The 17,357-nt window shown below is 60.3% G+C and carries 14 protein-coding genes; 9 read left to right on the top strand and 5 right to left on the bottom strand.

What is annotated here, in order from left to right; translation table 11 throughout:
• Positions 1 to 326 precede the first annotated feature (326 nt).
• Both ACSQ36_RS08750 and ACSQ36_RS08745 read left to right on the top strand, forming a co-directional pair.
• Entirely contained in the window at positions 327 to 1,559 is a 1,233-nt protein-coding gene (locus tag ACSQ36_RS08750; RefSeq protein ID WP_436183132.1) for a phospholipase A, read from the top strand.
• Positions 1,560 to 1,623: 64 nt separating this feature from the next.
• The gene (locus ACSQ36_RS08745; RefSeq protein WP_089159551.1) at positions 1,624 to 1,827 is read left to right on the top strand and encodes a DUF1289 domain-containing protein; all 204 of its coding nucleotides are present in this window, start codon (positions 1,624 to 1,626) and stop codon (positions 1,825 to 1,827) included.
• 249 nt (positions 1,828 to 2,076) lie between these two features.
• Here ACSQ36_RS08745 and ACSQ36_RS08740 read toward each other — a convergent pair whose 3' ends face one another.
• The 5 genes from ACSQ36_RS08740 to ACSQ36_RS08720 all read right to left on the bottom strand — a co-directional run bounded on the left by ACSQ36_RS08740 (position 2,077) and on the right by ACSQ36_RS08720 (position 9,311).
• Positions 2,077 to 3,234 (bottom strand): NAD(P)H-dependent flavin oxidoreductase, encoded by a 1,158-nt coding sequence (locus ACSQ36_RS08740; RefSeq protein WP_436181624.1) that lies wholly within the window; start codon positions 3,232 to 3,234, stop codon positions 2,077 to 2,079.
• A gap of 215 nt (positions 3,235 to 3,449) precedes the next feature.
• A complete protein-coding gene (locus tag ACSQ36_RS08735; RefSeq protein WP_213763994.1) occupies positions 3,450 to 5,042 on the bottom strand; it encodes an ABC-F family ATPase in 1,593 nt (530 codons plus the stop codon).
• A gap of 231 nt (positions 5,043 to 5,273) precedes the next feature.
• Entirely contained in the window at positions 5,274 to 6,719 is a 1,446-nt protein-coding gene (thrC, locus tag ACSQ36_RS08730; protein ID WP_436181623.1) for a threonine synthase, read from the bottom strand.
• 9 nt (positions 6,720 to 6,728) lie between these two features.
• Positions 6,729 to 8,045, bottom strand: a complete 1,317-nt coding sequence (locus ACSQ36_RS08725) for a homoserine dehydrogenase (RefSeq protein WP_436181622.1) — start codon at positions 8,043 to 8,045, stop codon at positions 6,729 to 6,731.
• 27 nt (positions 8,046 to 8,072) lie between these two features.
• Positions 8,073 to 9,311 (bottom strand): pyridoxal phosphate-dependent aminotransferase, encoded by a 1,239-nt coding sequence (locus ACSQ36_RS08720; RefSeq protein WP_436181621.1) that lies wholly within the window; start codon positions 9,309 to 9,311, stop codon positions 8,073 to 8,075.
• A gap of 560 nt (positions 9,312 to 9,871) precedes the next feature.
• Here ACSQ36_RS08720 and ACSQ36_RS08715 point away from each other — a divergent pair.
• The 7 genes from ACSQ36_RS08715 (at position 9,872) to ACSQ36_RS08685 (ending at position 17,354) form a co-directional block, all read left to right on the top strand.
• The gene (locus tag ACSQ36_RS08715) at positions 9,872 to 10,246 is read left to right on the top strand and encodes an Mth938-like domain-containing protein (protein WP_436183131.1); all 375 of its coding nucleotides are present in this window, start codon (positions 9,872 to 9,874) and stop codon (positions 10,244 to 10,246) included.
• Positions 10,247 to 10,651: 405 nt separating this feature from the next.
• Positions 10,652 to 12,325 (top strand): glycosyltransferase family 39 protein, encoded by a 1,674-nt coding sequence (locus ACSQ36_RS08710; protein WP_436181620.1) that lies wholly within the window; start codon positions 10,652 to 10,654, stop codon positions 12,323 to 12,325.
• Between the two features lie 117 nt (positions 12,326 to 12,442).
• Positions 12,443 to 12,814: an SMR family transporter gene (locus ACSQ36_RS08705; RefSeq protein ID WP_089159042.1), complete on the top strand. Its 372-nt coding sequence runs from the start codon at positions 12,443 to 12,445 to the stop codon at positions 12,812 to 12,814.
• A gap of 142 nt (positions 12,815 to 12,956) precedes the next feature.
• Positions 12,957 to 14,120, top strand: coding sequence for a DegT/DnrJ/EryC1/StrS family aminotransferase (locus ACSQ36_RS08700; RefSeq protein WP_436181619.1), 1,164 nt, complete (start codon positions 12,957 to 12,959; stop codon positions 14,118 to 14,120).
• Positions 14,121 to 14,240: 120 nt separating this feature from the next.
• A complete protein-coding gene (locus ACSQ36_RS08695) occupies positions 14,241 to 15,269 on the top strand; it encodes a glycosyltransferase (RefSeq protein ID WP_213764000.1) in 1,029 nt (342 codons plus the stop codon).
• A 7-nt stretch (positions 15,270 to 15,276) separates the two neighbouring features.
• Positions 15,277 to 16,308 carry a formyltransferase gene (locus tag ACSQ36_RS08690; RefSeq protein ID WP_436181618.1) on the top strand — a complete coding sequence of 344 codons (1,032 nt, stop codon included), beginning with the start codon at positions 15,277 to 15,279 and terminating at the stop codon, positions 16,306 to 16,308.
• Positions 16,305 to 17,354 carry a bifunctional UDP-4-keto-pentose/UDP-xylose synthase gene (locus tag ACSQ36_RS08685; protein WP_436181617.1) on the top strand — a complete coding sequence of 350 codons (1,050 nt, stop codon included), beginning with the start codon at positions 16,305 to 16,307 and terminating at the stop codon, positions 17,352 to 17,354. The genes ACSQ36_RS08690 and ACSQ36_RS08685 overlap by 4 nt, the downstream gene beginning before the upstream one ends.
• Positions 17,355 to 17,357 lie beyond the last annotated feature (3 nt).

Below are 17,357 nucleotides of genomic sequence, written 5' to 3'. Positions count from 1 at the left end.
TTCAACAAGAAATGAGTGAATCAATGTGGGTCGGGATCGTTTTTTGCTGTTGCTGCCCGTTCGGCCCGTCTTTTCGAGGTGATCCTTCCGCACGCTTACAATTACGCGTTTCGCGAATGTCGCCGGTGGGCGGGCCGGATATCAGTCGCTCAGTTAGTCGCTAAACAAGCGCTGGCGCATGACGCAACCGGGGCGACACGGGACACGCGTTCCCGCTGCCTCACACGGACGCTACCCAACGCAACAAGGACGATCGTTTCATGGCCCGAGGCTCTTTGCCGTTTTCCACCCGCTCCCTCACGCCCTTCCGGCAACGCGATGTCACGATGGCTTACCGCCTGGCCATGCTCGCGTGCGCTATCAGCCTCGGCTGGACCAGCGCCGCCCGCGCCACGGTTTCCGTGCTCCAGCCGGTGCGCGAAGCCGCCGCAGAACAACCGCTCGAACTGACACTGCTTTGTAGCGACGACGACAAGCAGCCGCTCACCATCGATGTGCCCAAAGCGCTCAACGTCACGCTGACCAATGGCGACCTGCCGCCACAGCCGCTGGCGCTGCAGCGCGAACCCAACGTCCCCGACAAACTGACGCTGCGCCCCGGCCAATATCGAAAAGTTCGCTACGCCGCCCCCTGGCCCGACGCGGCACGCGGCGTGATGAAGGTCGATCCCGTAGGCTTCGATTCGTCACCCATGCTGATCACGCTGAACCGCGGCAAGTCGCAAACGCAAGTGGTGGCGGCGGAGACCGCTGAGACGAAGGCGACGACACCGCAGCAACTGGTGAGCGCAGAGGCCGCCGCGAACACATCGGCCGTGCCGACGACCACCAGTGACCGCATGTTCAGCGGCCGGTTATCGACCTTCGAACCGATGTATTTCGCCGACGGCCAGAACGGCGATAACCTCGCCAAATTCCAGTTCAGCTTCAAGTATCGACTGATCATGCCGGACGATCCGCGCTCGCGCGGCTTCCTCGACAACCTGTATTTCGCCTACACGCAAACGTCGATCTGGGACCTGTCGGCTGAATCGGCGCCGTTCCGCGACACGAGTTACGAGCCGCAACTGTTCTACTACCTGGAGAACACGGGTTGGAAAAGCGCGTTGTTTTCGCGCATGGGAGTCACGGCTGGTATTGGACATGAATCGAACGGCAAGAGCGGCGCGGATTCGCGCGGGATCAACATCGCTTTCGTGCGTCCGAGCTGGGATTTCGGCGATATCAACTCGAACCACCTGACCATATCGCCGAAAATCTATTACTACATCACGAAGAGCGGCAACGAGGACATTCAGGACTATCGCGGTTACGTCGACCTGCTCGTGAAGTACGGCAGTCCCGATAGCTGGCAACTCGCCACGACACTGCGCAAGGGCACAAAACACGGATACGGCAGCGTTGACGCCCAATTCACCTATCCGCTCGCCAAACTGATCAACAGCGCGTGGGGTGGCTACCTGTGGGTGGGTTATTTCAACGGCTACGGCGAGGACATCCTCGATTACAACCAGCGGCAACACTGGATCGCGCGGATCGGATACAGCATCGCGCGTTAAACTTGGATCTTTTGCGCGGGCGCTGCAGTTTTCACTGCATGCCGCGCCCGACTACAGGCGTTTTATGGCATCGAACCTTCATGATTTGCCCGACAGCCCGTGCATCGGCGTCTGCTCGACCCTCTTCGACGACGTCTGCAAAGGCTGTGGCCGCATGGCCGGAGAAGTCTCCAACTGGGTCTTTCTCAGCGACGCCGAAAAGCGCGCGATCTGGGAGCGCATTACCCGCGAAGGCACCGCCATGCGCTTTACCCGCGACAAGGTTTGATCGGCGGCTGAGTGGGGCATGACGAGCGACCGGAGCATGCCCGTTCGCGCGCGGTCAGTTTTTGACTCCGGGGAGAAACTCCGGAAACAACATTTCTTCTGCATCAGGCAGCGCCTGACTTGCGACCGGTTTGCGGCGCACTTGAGGCTGGTTCATGGCTCCTCGCGGCAGGCTAATGGCTTAGCTGACTCGGACTCGCAGTCAACTCATAACCCGAACTTCAGCCCGGTTTTGCAGAACCCGCGCCGTTCACGCCGCCGCCGTGGGCCGGATATCGGCGACCAGCAAGTCGAGCAATTCACGCACGCTGCGAATCGCCGATCCGAACGGCAGCGCCTCGCGCCCCCGGAAGAACAGCCCATTCGCGCGATCTCCACGCAGGGCCGCGGCCAGACGGGTATCGATACAAAAGTGCCCGAACTTCTCGATACCGTCGCGCAAACCACACGCCACCAGGCAATTGAGGCCCGTAGGACACTTTTGCTCGCGCGAGCCGATCTTGTCGCGAATGCGTTGCTCATTGCGCAGATAACGATCGAGCCAAGGTGTTTTCACCGCGCGCGCCGGCAGGCCGGTCACACTCACGAATTCGACGATGTCTTCCGGCGTTGCGTCAGCAAGAATCCGCTTGAATTCGGGATGCGCGTCACCCTCTTCGGTCACTGCGAACGCCGTGCCGAGTTGAACACCGGACGCGCCTGCGGCCTGCCAGCGACGCACCGCCGCATGCCCGTCGATGCCACCCGCCACAATCAGGGGAATCTGAGTACGGCCAATGCCGAGGGTATCGAAGGTCAGCATCGTTTCCTCGATCACGCGGGCAAAGTCGAAACGTTCGCTCGGAATGTCCGCCACGCTGGCCACGCCGAGATGGCCACCGGCATGCCCCGGATGCTCGATCACGATGGCATCGGGCAAACGATTCTTCTTGAGCCACTTCTTCAGTACCAGCGCGATGCCACGGCTATCCGACAGGATCGGGATCAGCGCGATATCAACGCCTTGCGTCAGGTCCGGCAGATCCAGCGGCAGCCCGGCTCCCATGACGATAGCGTCGGCGCCGCTCTCGCACGCCGTCTGTACCGCTGCCGCGTAGGAGGAAACCGCCCGCATGACATTCACGGCAATCATGCCGCGGCCCTCGCTGAGGGCCTTCGCTGCGATGATCTCGCGCCGCAACGCCGTCTGGTTGGCGGCTTCCAGCGTCGCCTGATCCGGATTCTGTTTGCACATCTCAAGCAGGTCGGGATGGTGATGCCGCAAGTCGATGCTCGAGATTGTCCCCATTGCACCCTCCCGGGCGACGGCGCCGGCCAGCCGGTGCGCGGACACACCCACGCCCATGCCTCCCTGCACAATAGGAAGCAACGTGCGGCCGCGAATGGTCAGGGGGGTAAGAGGGGTCATCGAAGGAGCATCTCCAGAGTCAAAGTTTTTAGCTTGCAGGAGGTTAGACAAACACGCCTTGCGTTTTATCAAGCAAGTTCGACTGTGCTGTATTTCAGTTTTCCGACCGTGCTCCGTTCCAGAAAAGGAAACGGCCCGCTTCGTAAGAAGGGGCCGTTTGCGTTGTTGCTTGTTTCTGCTTGTTTCTGTTTGCGGAGTGCCGCGTTACATGCGCGTTACTGAATACCCTGGCTCGTCAGGAATTCCTCGTACGTACCGCCGAAGTCACGCAGCGTGCCGTCATTCTTCACCTCGATAATCCGATTCGCCAGCCCGTTGACAAACTCGCGGTCATGCGAAACGAAGATCAGCGTGCCTTCATATTTCTCCAACGCGATCTGCAAGGACTCGATTGACTCCATGTCCATGTGGTTGGTCGGTTCGTCCATCAACAGCACGTTCGGGCGCCCAAGCATCAGCTTGCCCCAGATCATGCGGCCTTTCTCACCACCCGACAGCACCTTGACCGATTTCTTGATGTCGTCGGCGTTGAACAGCAAGCGGCCCAACGTCCCACGGACCATCTGGTCGTCGTCCCCGTCCTGACGATACTGGTCAACCCAGTCAGTCAGCGTCTCGTCCTTCGGAAACTCTTCGTACGTGTCCTGCGGCATATAACCGACCAGAGCGTTTTCAGCCCACTTGACCGTACCGCCATCCAGTTCGATTGCGCCCTTCAACGCTCGCAGCAACGTGGTTTTACCCGCGCCGTTCTCGCCGATGATCGCAATCCGCTCACCCGGCTGAACACTCAGGCTGAAGTGATTGAAGATGGTGCGATCGTATTTCTTGGTGATGTTGGTCGCCACCACCGCGATGTTGTGCAGCTTTTTCTCGAAGTCGAAGCGAATAAACGGATTCTGCCGCGACGACGGCTTGAATTCCTCGATCTTGATCTTCTCGATCTGCTTTGCACGGCTGGTCGCCTGGCGTGCCTTCGACTTGTTGGCCGAGAACCGGCGCACGAAGTCCTGCAGATCGGCCACTTTGTCCTTCGCCTTCTGGTTCGCGTTCGCCTGACGTTCGCGCGCCTGAGCCGACGCCAGCATGTAGTCGTCGTAGTTACCCGGGTACACCTTCAACGTGCCGTAATCCATGTCCGCCATGTGTGTGCAGACCTGGTTCAGGAAGTGTCGATCGTGCGAAATGATCACCATGGTCGAGTTGTACTGGTTCAGTATGTCCTCGAGCCAGCGAATGGAGGTGATGTCCAGGTTGTTGGTCGGCTCGTCGAGCAGCAACACGTCCGGCTTCGAAAACAGCGCCTGTGCGAGCAGCACGCGCAGCTTCCAGCCCGGGGCGACGTTGCTCATGGGGCCGGTATGGTCCTCGATCGCAATGCCAATGCCCAGCAACAGTTCGCCGGCGCGCGCTTCGGCCGTGTAGCCGTCGTATTCGGCGAACTTCGCTTCGAGCTCGGCGGCGTGCATGTAGTCGTCGTCGGTAGCATCGGGATTCGCGTAAATGGCATCGCGCTCGGACATCGCGTTCCACATTTCCGTGTGGCCCATCATCACGACGTCGATCACGCGCATGTCTTCATACGCGAACTGATCCTGACGCAACTTACCGAGACGCACGTTCGGTTCGAGCATCACAGTGCCGGAGCTCGGTTCCAGGTCGCTGCCCAGAATTTTCATGAACGTGGATTTGCCGCAACCGTTCGCCCCGATCAGGCCGTAGCGATTTCCTTCCCCGAACTTGACCGAAATGTTCTCGAAGAGGGGCTTCGGCCCAAATTGCATGGTGATGTTGGCAGTAGACAGCACAGCGCGTCCTTTTGAATGGTGTACGGCGAAAAACCTGCAATTTTAGCAGTTCTTGGGACGAATTGCGGCATTGCAGCGGAAAGCTGCAATGCACGGGCGCGTGCACCGCGCTTCCGGCGGTCCGCAAATGGTGCCCTGCGTGGCGCTCCAATGACCCAGCCAATGCCGCCGCGCCGGGCGTTCCGGGCTGACTGAATCTGCCCAAGTCCGCCGCTGCCGCCCGTCCCGAGCCTAGATGCGCTCCGCGATGTACGCCTTCACCAGCCCCGCCTCGGCCGCCACGATATCGAATTTTTGTGGCAACTCTTCGATACCGATAAACGCCGCCGGCCGCTCCGGCTCGCGCTCAAGCGCTTCGCGGATGGTTTCGCCGAATTTGATCGGCTGGGCGGTTTCCAGCACGATCATCGGCACGCCCGGCGTCAAGTGCTCGCGCGCAACCTTCAGGCCGTCGGCCGTGTGGGTATCGATCATGGTGCCGTAACGCTTGAACGCGTCGCGGATGGTGTCCACCCGGTCCGCATGGCTGCTGCGTCCCGACACGAAACCAAATTCCTTCACGCGCGCAAAGTCGCCGCTGGCCGCGAGGTCGAATCCACCCTTTTCTTCCACATCGCGGAACAATTGCAGCACGCGCGCGGGATCGCGGCCGAGCAGATCGAACACGAAACGCTCGAAATTCGACGCTTTCGAGATATCCATGCTCGGACTGGTCGTGTGATACGTCTCGGCGGCCGTGCGCACGCGATAAATCCCGGTGCGGAAAAATTCGTCGAGCACGTCGTTTTCATTCGTGGCGACGACCAGTTGCTCGATCGGCAAACCCATCATCCGCGCAATATGCCCGGCGCACACGTTGCCAAAATTACCCGATGGCACCGTGAACGACACCCGCTCCGCATTCGACTTCGTCGCGGCGAAGTAGCCCTTGAAATAATAGACAACCTGCGCCACCACGCGTGCCCAGTTGATCGAATTGACCGTGCCGATCTTGTTGGCCGCTTTGAACGCGTGATCGTTCGACACCGCCTTGACGATGTCCTGGCAATTGTCGAAGTTGCCGATCACCGCCAGGTTGAAGATGTTCGGGTCTTGCAGCGAAAACATCTGCGCCGTCTGGAACGCGCTCATCTTCTGATGCGGCGACAACATGAAAACGCGCACGCCCTGCTTGCCGCGCATGGCGTATTCGGCCGCGCTGCCGGTGTCGCCCGAGGTCGCGCCAAGAATGTTCAGCGTCTGCCCTTGCTTGGCCAGCGTGTACTCGAACAGGTTGCCGAGCAACTGCATGGCCATGTCCTTGAACGCGAGCGTGGGACCGTTCGACAATTCCAGCAGTGACACCGTCGTGCCGCCCTCTTCGCCCAGCGTTTTCAGCGGCGTAATCTGCGACGCGCTCTCGTGATCGCGAACATTGCTGTACGTGCTCGCCGTATAAGTGCGGCGCGTGAGCGAGTGCAGATCTTCGTCGGAAATGTCGTCGCTGAACTTGCGCAGGATTTCGTAGGCGAGATCCGCATACGAAAGCGTGCGCCAGGCGGTCAGTTCGTCCGCCGTGACGCGCGGATATTCAGCGGGCAAATACAGGCCGCCGTCCTTGGCGAGACCGCCGAGAAGGATGTCGGAGAAAGTATGTCGCTCGCCGAAACCGGCGCCGCGCGTAGAGATATAGTTCATTTCAAAGCCCTAGTTCAATCCTTCCATGCGCAGCTTCGTCACTTTCGAAACCACGGTGGAGAGCGCCTCGATCTGCGTGATCGCCGCATTGATTTCCCGTTCAACCGTTTCGTGCGTGAGCAGGATGATGTCGGTTTCGCCCTTGTCCTCACCGTCGACGTGCTCGGATTCCTTCTGCAGCAACGCGTCGATGGAAATGACCTTGTCGGCGAGAATCCGCGTGATGTTGGCGAGCACGCCGGTGACATCCGCCACCCGCAGGCGCAGGTAGTAGCTGCTCGTCACTTCCTCGATCGGCAGGATCGGCGTGTTGGCGAGGCTGTCCGGCTGGAACGCCAGGTGCGGCACGCGATGTTCCGGGTCGGCCGTATGCAGGCGCGTGACGTCCACGAGATCGGCGACCACCGCCGACGCAGTCGGCTCAGCACCCGCACCTTTGCCGTAATAAAGCGTGGTGCCGACTGCATCGCCGTGCACGACCACCGCGTTCATCGCGCCTTCCACGTTCGCCAGCAAGCGTTTTGCCGGAATCAGGGTGGGGTGCGTGCGCAACTCGATTCCCTTCTCCGTGCGCCGCGCAATACCCAGCAGCTTGATCCGATAGCCCAGCGCCTCGGCATAGCGGATATCGATGGCGTCGAGCTTGCTGATCCCTTCCACGTAAGCCCGGTCGAATTGCACGGGCACGCCGAACGCGATCGCGCTCATGATCGTGACCTTGTGCGCCGCGTCCACGCCTTCAATGTCGAAGGTCGGATCGGCTTCGGCATAACCCAGTTCCTGGGCCGCTTTCAGCGCGGTCGCGAAGTCGAGCCCACGGTCGCGCATCTCCGAGAGAATGTAGTTCGTCGTGCCGTTGATGATGCCCGCGATGTACTGGATCCGGTTGGCCGTCAGTCCTTCGCGCAGCGCCTTGATGATCGGGATACCGCCCGCGACCGCCGCTTCGAACGCGACCATCACGCCCTTCTTGCTCGCCGCTTCGAAAATCTCGCTGCCGTGCACGGCCAGAAGTGCCTTGTTCGCCGTCACCACATGCTTGCCGTTGGCAATGGCGCGCAGCACCAGTTCGCGCGCGATGCCCGTGCCGCCGATCATCTCGGCCACGATGTCGATGGAAGGATCGTCGACGACGGCGTTGAAGTCGGTCGTGACGTCAATGCCCGCCGCGCCCTGCACCTTCGACGGCGTGCGCACCGCGATGCGCGTAATTTCGATGCCCCGTCCGGCGCGCCGTTTGATTTCTTCCTGATTGCGGCGCAGCACCGTGAAGGTGCCGCCGCCGACGGTGCCGAAGCCCAGCAGGCCAACTTTGATCGGTTCCATTGCAGCGTGAGTCTTATAAGAGAGGTTTTAGACAGAGTGACGCTTTCGATAACCATCGAGAAAGCGCGCGATACGGTTGATGGAGTCAGCGAGATCGTCCACGTTCGGCAGGAACACTACGCGGAAATGATCCGGCGCCGGCCAATTGAAGCCGGTGCCCTGGACCAGCAGCGTGCGTTCTTCGAGCAACAGGTCCGTAATGAACTGCTGGTCATCGACGATCGGATACATCTTCGGGTCGAGCTTCGGGAACATGTACAGCGCCGCCTGCGGCTTGACGCAACTCACGCCGGGAATGGCGGTGAGCATGTCGTACGCGAGTTCCCGTTGCTTGAAGAGCCGGCCGCCCGGCACGATCAGGTCGTTGATGCTCTGGTAACCGCCCAGCGCCGTCTGGATGGCGTACTGCCCCGGCACGTTCGCGCACAGGCGCATGGAGGCCAGGATGCCGAGCCCTTCCATATAGTCGTGGGCAATGCGACGGTTTTCACCCGTCAGTCCGGAGATGAACATCCAGCCCGCGCGATACCCGCAGGCCCGGTAGCTCTTCGACAAACTATTGAATGTAACGGTCAGCACGTCTTCCGACAACGCCCCGACCGCCGTATGCTTGCGGCCGTCGTAGACGATCTTGTCGTAGACCTCGTCGGCAAAAATGATCAAGCCGTGCTTGCGCGCCAGTTCGATCATTTCCAGCAACAGTTCGTCCGAATACAGCGCGCCCGTCGGGTTGTTCGGATTGATGATGACGAGCGCCTTCGTGTTCGGCGTGATCTTCGAGCGCAGGTCGTCGAGATCGGGCATCCAGTCGGCGGATTCGTCGCAGAGATAATGCACCGGCGTACCCGACGACAAGCTCACCGCAGCCGTCCACAGCGGGTAGTCCGGGGCGGGCAGCAGCACTTCGTCGCCGTCGTTGAGCAGACCCTGCATGGCCATCACGATCAGCTCGGACGCGCCGTTGCCAATGTAGATGTCGTCCAGTTCCACGCCCGCCACACCCTTTTGCTGGGTGTAATGCATGATCGCCTTGCGCGCGGCGAACACACCCTTCGAGTCCGAATAACCCGACGAAGTCGGCAGGTTACGGATCATGTCCTGGATGATCTCGTCCGGCGCATCGAAGCCGAACGCGGCCAGGTTGCCGATATTAAGCTTGATGATCCGGTGGCCCTCGTCCTCCAGCCGCTTCGCGTGCTCGAGCACGGGACCGCGGATGTCATAACAGACGTTCTGTAATTTATTGGATTTTAGAATCGGTTTCACGGCGGGAAAGCTCACTGGTTACTGGAAGTCAGGCTCTGGATCAGGAAAATCGGCAAATAAAGTTGACAAGTCAGGGCCGCGGACTCGGCGCAGCGCCGGCCACGCCGGTGTTTTCGCCCGGCGCTTCAGGCGCTGCGCGTGAAAACACGTCAAACCGAGACCTTGAACGGACCGGACACCGCGCAGAAACCCTAAGTAGCGACGCGGAACAGGCAGTCTAGCGAAAATGCGTCGGATAGAGGCAGGTTTAGGCGCAATCGTGTGAGCTTATGGCCATCAGGCCAAGGCAAAACGCCCGATTGCGTGTCGGCAAGCAGCTTGTGGCGGCACGCTGTGCATCGCGCCGCCCGGGCTCGCAACCCGCTGACGGCTGAAAAGTTATAATTTAGCGGATTATCCGTGACTTTCGCAATGCGCCACCGGCAAAACACGTGCACATCGGCTTCATTCAGGTGCCCGCACAAGCCGATGAACGCTGCATTGCGCGCCAGGCTGTCCAGTTGTCGCAGGACTCTCGCGCAGTCACCTCTCGCCATCAACTTGCCTGTCGGAATACCGATTTGAAACTACATCAGGAAGCCAGCGGCGCGCTCAATACCATCACGAGTTACGGCGCCGATTACGTCGCGATCAATCTGCAACGCCATGAAGGCAGCATCATCGTGATGCCGGAAACGCCGGTGATCGCATGGCCTGTGTCCTCGTTCGAGGCGCTGACGCCGGAAGATTTTGACGCGCTCATCGCGATCGAGCCTGAAGTCGTCGTGTTCGGCAGCGGTGCGCGCCTGCGTTTTCCGCATCCTCGGCTGATCGCGAAGCTCTCCCAGCAACGCATTGGCGTGGAGACAATGGATTTCGGCGCCGCATGCCGTACTTACAACATTCTCATGTCGGAAGGCCGCCGGGTCGCCGCTGCGCTGCTGATCGAAGCGTAACTTCGGCATACCGGTGGAAGCTCACATGAACGCCGCGGCAACGCTTCAGCGCGGATTCCACGCGCCGGTGCGATAAACTGCCGCCCGGCGCCGAAATCGATACGGCTATCGGCATCGGGAACGCCTGTTTTCTGCGCACCGATGGATGACGCGCCGGCCCGCACCCGCCCGCCGCACGGCGAAGCGCACAAGGACTGGCCGTTTGGCTGGCTTGTGCGCGTTGTCGAAGCAGCGGAACCTGCATGGGTTGGCCGCGCGCCGAATGGTGCCGAATAGGTGCCGGATACGCGGCGAAGCTTGCCCCCAATGTGCCTGCTAAGCGGGCCTTAAGCCTCAATGCGCCAAACTCGAGCCCCCATGGATTTTGCTAGCGCCGCGAAAGCGGCATCGGACAGGTCGACTCTCATGAACGATACGCCTTCGCGGCTACCGCTCACCCGCCTCGCACTTCTGTTGCTGATCGCGGCACTCGCCGTGATCTGGTTCGCGCCGCTGGGCCTGCGCCATCTCGTCCCAAGCGACGAAGGCCGTTACGCCGAAATGGCGCGCGAAATGTTCGTGACCGGCGACTGGATCACGCCGCGTTACAACGGCTACAAGTATTTCGAAAAACCGCCGCTGCAAACCTGGGCGAATGCGCTGACTTTCGCATGGTTTGGTATAGGCGAATGGCAGGCGCGGCTTTATACCGCGTTGACGGGCTTTGCCGGCGTGCTGCTGATCGGCTATACCGGCGCACGGGTCTTCAACGGCGTAACGGGATTTTGCGCGGCCGTCGTGCTCGCGACTTCGCCGTATTGGAACCTGATGGGCCATTTCGATACGCTCGACATGGGCCTGTCGTTCTGGATGCAACTCACGCTCTGCAGCTTGCTGCTGGCGCAACGTCCGAACCTGCCCGCGCCCCAAGTCCGCCTCTGGATGTGGCTTTGCTGGGCCGGCATGGCGCTCGCGCTGTTGTCAAAGGGGCTGGTCGGCCTGATTCTTCCGGGCGCGGTGCTGGTGCTCTACACGTTGATCGCGCGTGACTGGGCGTTGTGGCGCCGGCTTTATATTGGCAGCGGGCTGATCCTGTTCCTGATAATTGCCGCGCCGTGGTTCGTTCTGGTCCAGATCAAGAACCCCGAATTCCTGAATTTCTTTTTCATCGTGCAGCAGTTCGCCCGATATCTGACCCCCGAACAGAACCGTCCGGGTGCGTTTTATTACTTCGTGCCGGTGCTGATTGTCGGCTTCCTGCCCTGGCTCTCGGTGTCGTTCCAGAGCGTCCGGCATGCGCTGAAGGTACCGCGCCAGCCGAACGGCTTCGCACCGGTCACTCTGCTCCTGGTCTGGTCGGCGTTTATCTTTTTGTTCTTCAGCGCATCGCATTCGAAACTGCTGTCGTACACGCTGCCAATCGCGCCTTCCATTGCGTTGCTGATCGCAATCTACTTGCCGCTGCTCACGCGCGCCCAATGGCACAAGCACCTGACCGGGTACGCGGTTTTTCTTGTCGTGGCGGCTTTCGGCGCGATCTTTTTGGGTCGGATGGGCGGTGGCCACACGCCGAATGCGCTGTACAGGGAATTTCAGGTCTGGGTGTACGCCGCGCTCGCCGTGGCCTTCGTGGTCACGCTGGCCGCCATCTGGCTGAACCGGCGCAGTTCGATCGGTGGCGTGGTGCTACTGGGAACTGCGTGGCTGCTGATAGGCACGATTGCCGGCACCGGCCACGATGTATTCGGCCGCGAAAGCTCGGGCGTGCAGTTGGTGCCCGCGGTGAAAGTCGCCATGGCCCGATTGCCCGCCGACACGCCGTTCTACTCTGTGGCCAAGCTCGATCACACCATGCCGTTCTATCTCGGCCACACCATGATCATGGTCCAGGAACCCGACGAACTGAAGTTCGGAGTCACGACGGAACCCCAGAAATGGGTGCCGACCATCGACGAGTGGATCCAGCGTTGGGATGCGCAACGCTACGGTCTCGCGCTGATGCCGCCCGGCCGGTACGACGAGTTGCTGGCGAAGCACGTGCCCATGCAGGTAATTGCGCGGGACGACCGAAGGGTGATTGTCGAGAAACCCCAGCCTTGAAACAATGGCGCCGCGTGTTGACCTGAGCACCGGCCGCCCGCGGATACAAAAGCCGGACAACGCCACGAAGTCTCACCGCTTCGCCGCGCTCCGCAAAAAACCCTATTACGGCCCACGATGAACCCGATATCCTTCATTTGCATCATCACCGGCGTCATGCTGAACGCCGGTGCGCAGTTGCTGCTCAAAGCGGGCGTGAACGCGGTCGGCCATTTCGAATTCACCCCGGCGAACATCGTGCCGATCGGTTTCAAGATCGCGACGCAATGGCCGATCATCGGCGGGCTGGCATGCTACGTGATCAGCGTCTTCGTATGGATCGTGGGATTGTCGCGGGTCGACGTTTCCATTGCGTACCCCATGCTCTCGCTTGGCTACGTGGTGAACGCGTTCGCGGCGTGGTATTTGTTTGGCGAAATCCTGTCATTGCAACGGCTGGTCGGCATCGGCATTATCCTGATCGGCGTCGTGGTACTGACGCGCGGTTGAGGTGTTAAGCGCAGCCAAATGTGCCTGAGCGAACCTGAATCCAGCCCACCCCCGGCTGACATTGCGTATCAAAGACTGTGTTTCAAAGACTGTGTATCAAAGATCTAAAGATCTCACCGTTCCTTTCCTTCGCAGAGCTTCCATGACCCAGAACGTGCCTTCTAATACGCTTGCCTTTCTGCCTTTCGTACGCGCCGAGATCGACGAAGAAACGATTCAGGGCGTCGTCGACGTTCTGCGTTCGGGCTGGATCACGACCGGTCCGCAAAACCAGCAGTTCGAAGCCGAACTGTCCGCCTATTGCGGCGGCCGCCCGGTACGCACGTTCAATTCCGGCACGGCGACCATGGAGATTGGCTTGCGGATCGCTGGCGTGGGCGAAGGCGACGAAGTCATCACCACACCCATGACCTGGGTCTCGACCAGCAATGTGATCATTGAAACAGGCGCTACACCGGTGTTCGCGGATATCGACCCGATCACGCGCAATATCGACCTGGACCTGCTCGAAAAAGCCATTACGCCGCGTACCAAGGCAATCCTGCCGGTATATCTGTCGGGCCTTCCCGTCGATATGGACCGGCTGTACGGCATTGCGCGCGAGCATGGCCTGCGCGTGATCGAAGACGCGGCCCAGGCATTTGGATCGTCCTGGCGCGGACAGAAGATCGGCGCATTTGGCGATATTATTTCGTTTAGCTTTCACGCGAACAAGAACGTCACGTCGATAGAAGGTGGCGCGCTCGTCCTGAATAATGAGGAAGAAGCCGTGCTGGCACAAAAGTACCGGCTGCAAGGCATCACGCGCACCGGCTTTGACGGTATGGACTGCGACCTCCTCGGCGGCAAATACAATCTCACCGATGTCGCCGCCCGCGTCGGCCTTGGCCAGCTCAAGCATGTGGAGCGGTTCACGGAACAACGCCGCGAGCTGGCACGCGCATACTTTGAGAGTTTCGCGAACGGCGCGGCCGTGCGAATGGGCGTGCAGCTACCGGTGCCGAATTTCACCGACAGCAACTGGCACATGTTCCAGATCGCCCTGCCGCTCGAGCGCCTGTCGCTTACGCGCTCGGCGTTCATGGGCCTGATGAAGGAGCGCGGCATTGGCACGGGCGTGCATTACCCGGCGCTGCACCTGTTCACGCTGTATCGCGGACGCGGGTTTCACGAAGGCATGTTCCCGCACGCCGAAAAATATGGCGCATCAACGGTCACGCTGCCGCTTTTCACGCAGATGACCCAGGACGACGTGACACGCGTCGTGCGTGCAGTCAATGAAATCTGTGCGGCGCACGCCATTTAAGGTACCTAAAAAGGCACTTGAATAAGATGCCTAAAGCAGCCCAGGCACGCACGCCACGCGGATGGCACAGCAAAACAAGAACCACATTTATCACGGACACCTAGCGGAACCATCGTCAACATGAGTCAAACGGATTTTCTGCAGACCGGCCCTGAATTAACGGTCGTGATCCCGGTGTACAACGAAGAAGAAGGCCTCGCCGCCCTCTTCTCCCGCCTGTATCCCGCGCTTGACGCGCTCGGCGCAACGTATGAAGTCATCTTCATCGACGACGGCAGCCGGGACAAGTCGGCGAGATTGCTTGCCCAGCAGTTTCGCGCGCGGCCGGACACCACCCGCGTCATCCTGCTGAACGGCAACTATGGCCAGCACATGGCCATTCTTGCGGGCTTCGAACAATCACGCGGGGAAAGCGTCATCACGCTCGACGCCGACTTGCAGAACCCCCCCGAGGAAATTGCCAAGCTGCTCGAGAAGATGCGGGAGGGTTACGACTACGTCGGCACGATTCGCCAGCAACGCCAGGACAGCTTTTGGCGCAAGAAGGCGTCGCGCCTCATGAACCGGCTGCGCGAGCGCATCACGCGCATCAGGATGACCGACCAGGGTTGCATGTTGCGCGGTTACAGCCGGCACATCATTGACACCATCAACCGCTGCGGTGAAATCAATACCTTCATTCCTGCGCTGGCCTATACCTTCGCGCAGAACCCGATCGAAATCGATGTCGCGCACGAAGAGCGCTTCGCTGGGGAATCCAAGTACTCGCTTTACAGCCTGATCCGCCTCAATTTCGACCTGGTGACCGGATTTTCGGTCGTGCCGCTGCAGTGGTTGTCGTTTATCGGCGTGATCTTGTCCGTGGGGTCCGCGGGCTTGTTCCTGCTGCTGTTGGTTCGACGCTTCATGTTCGGCGCGGAAGTCGAAGGTGTGTTTACGCTGTTCGCCATCACGTTCTTCATGCTCGGCGTGATCATCTTCGCACTTGGGCTGCTCGGCGAATATATCGGCCGGATCTATCAGCAAGTGCGTGCACGGCCGCGTTACCTGGTGCAGACCATCCTGGAAGAGCGCGACGGCAAGCTTGCGCGAACCATGCCACGCCAGGAAGCGGTAGCAGCAATCAGCCGCGAGGTCGATCCTCTATGAGGTCGCTATGAACCCAGCGGTTACCGGTACGAACGCTACGAGCGCTCCACGCGCGAAACCTCTCGCGGTCGTATTCGCGTATCACAACGTCGGCGTACGCTGCCTGCAGGTCCTGCTCGCCCGTGGCGTGGAGGTCGCGCTGGTCGTCACGCACGAAGACAACCCGGACGAAAACATCTGGTTCGGCAGCGTGAAGTCGGTCGCGGCGGATCATGGCATCACGGTCATCACACCAGCCGATCCCAAGTCGCGCGAACTGCATGACGCAATCAGCGAACTCGCGCCGGACTTCATTTTCTCGTTCTACTACCGGCACATGCTGCCAGTCGGCCTGCTCGCGCTCGCCGCCCGCGGCGCGTACAACATGCACGGTTCGTTGTTGCCGAAGTATCGTGGACGCGTGCCCACCAATTGGGCTGTGCTGAACGGAGAAACCGAAACGGGCGCGACGCTGCACGAGATGGCCGCAAAACCCGACGCCGGTGCGATCCTTGCCCAGACGCCGGTGCCCATTCTCCCCGACGACACCGCCGCGCAAGTCTTCGACAAAACCACCGTCGCCGCAGAACAAACCTTGTGGCGTGTCTTGCCGGCCTTGATCGCGGGCGAAGCGCCGCATTTGCCGAACGACCTCACGAAAGGCAGTTACTTCGGCGGCCGGAAGCCGGAGGATGGCCGCATCGACTGGTCGCAAACGGCGCAGCAGGTCTACAACCTGATTCGCGCCGTCGCGCCGCCGTATCCAGGGGCATTTACGGACATCGGCCAGCAGCGGTTCATCGTCGCGCGGGCTCGTCTCGTGCCCGAAAACGGCCTGCCGGGTATCAACGCCGAGACCCTGCGTGAGGCTTCGAATTTGCCCCCTGGCCTGCACGTGAAGGATAATGCGCTGTTTGGCGTATGCGGCGACGGCCGCGTGGTCGCCATCCGTGAATTACGGCAACCATTCGTGGACGAAAGCCAGACTCCAGCCGGCGGCGAACGCGTCGTCAGTCCCGCCGAATTCGGCCGACTCACTCAATCACTTCCTCATTCATGAAAAAAGTCCTGATCCTGGGTGTCAACGGCTTCATTGGCCACCACCTCTCCAAGCGCATTCTCGAGACGACCGACTGGGAAGTCTTCGGTATGGACATGCAACGCGACCGTCTCGGCGACCTCGCCAATCACGAGCGCATGCATTTCTTCGAAGGCGACATCACGATCAACAAGGAGTGGGTCGAATATCACATCAAGAAGTGCGATGTGATCCTGCCGCTGGTTGCTATCGCGACGCCGGCCACCTACGTGAAGCAGCCGCTGCGCGTGTTCGAACTCGACTTCGAAGCGAACCTGCCTATCGTTCGTTCGGCTGTGAAATACGGCAAGCATCTCGTGTTTCCGTCCACGTCCGAGGTGTACGGCATGTGCACCGACGAGCAATTCGATCCCGAAGAATCTCTGTTGAGCTACGGTCCGATCAACAAGCCGCGCTGGATCTATGCGTGCTCGAAGCAGTTGATGGACCGCGTGATCTGGGGTTACGGCATGGAAGGCCTGAACTTCACGCTGTTCCGCCCGTTCAACTGGATCGGCCCGGGCCTCGACTCGATCTACACGCCGAAGGAAGGCAGCTCGCGCGTGGTCACGCAATTCCTGGGTCACATCGTGCGCGGTGAAAACATCAGCCTCGTCGATGGCGGCGCGCAAAAGCGTGCGTTCACGGATATTGACGACGGCATCGGTGCGTTGATGAAGATCATCGAGAACAAGAATGGCGTGGCGACGGGCAAGATCTATAACATCGGCAATCCGAGCAACAACTTCTCGGTCCGCGAACTCGCGCACAAGATGCTGAAGCTCGCCAACGAGATCAGCGAGTACACCGAAAACGCGAAGTCGGTGCAACTTGTGGAGACCTCGTCGGGAGACTACTACGGTGCGGGTTATCAGGACGTGCAGAACCGCGTGCCGAAGATCGACAACACGATCCAGGAACTCGACTGGAAACCGGTCGCGACCATGGACGACGCGTTGCGCAAGATTTTCGAAGCCTATCGCGGCGATGTAGGCACGGCGCGGCGCCTTGTCGAAGATCAGTCTTAAGGA

The sequence above is a fragment of the Caballeronia sp. LjRoot34 genome, from assembly GCF_964253815.1.
GTDB lineage: Bacteria > Pseudomonadota > Gammaproteobacteria > Burkholderiales > Burkholderiaceae > Caballeronia.
Note: the sequence above shows the minus strand (reverse complement) of the source record. Positions and strands in the feature narration are given on the sequence as shown.

Coding starts and splice junctions, on each gene's coding strand:
- ACSQ36_RS08710 (WP_436181620.1), top strand. CDS start 10,652: ATGAACGATACGCCTTCGCGGCTACCGCTCACCCGCCTCGCACTTCTG.
- ACSQ36_RS08725 (WP_436181622.1), bottom strand. CDS start 8,045: ATGGAACCGATCAAAGTTGGCCTGCTGGGCTTCGGCACCGTCGGCGGC.
- ACSQ36_RS08740 (WP_436181624.1), bottom strand. CDS start 3,234: ATGACCCCTCTTACCCCCCTGACCATTCGCGGCCGCACGTTGCTTCCT.
- ACSQ36_RS08750 (WP_436183132.1), top strand. CDS start 327: ATGGCTTACCGCCTGGCCATGCTCGCGTGCGCTATCAGCCTCGGCTGG.
- ACSQ36_RS08700 (WP_436181619.1), top strand. CDS start 12,957: ATGACCCAGAACGTGCCTTCTAATACGCTTGCCTTTCTGCCTTTCGTA.
- ACSQ36_RS08685 (WP_436181617.1), top strand. CDS start 16,305: ATGAAAAAAGTCCTGATCCTGGGTGTCAACGGCTTCATTGGCCACCAC.
- ACSQ36_RS08695 (WP_213764000.1), top strand. CDS start 14,241: ATGAGTCAAACGGATTTTCTGCAGACCGGCCCTGAATTAACGGTCGTG.
- thrC (WP_436181623.1), bottom strand. CDS start 6,719: ATGAACTATATCTCTACGCGCGGCGCCGGTTTCGGCGAGCGACATACT.
- ACSQ36_RS08690 (WP_436181618.1), top strand. CDS start 15,277: ATGAACCCAGCGGTTACCGGTACGAACGCTACGAGCGCTCCACGCGCG.
- ACSQ36_RS08705 (WP_089159042.1), top strand. CDS start 12,443: ATGAACCCGATATCCTTCATTTGCATCATCACCGGCGTCATGCTGAAC.
- ACSQ36_RS08745 (WP_089159551.1), top strand. CDS start 1,624: ATGGCATCGAACCTTCATGATTTGCCCGACAGCCCGTGCATCGGCGTC.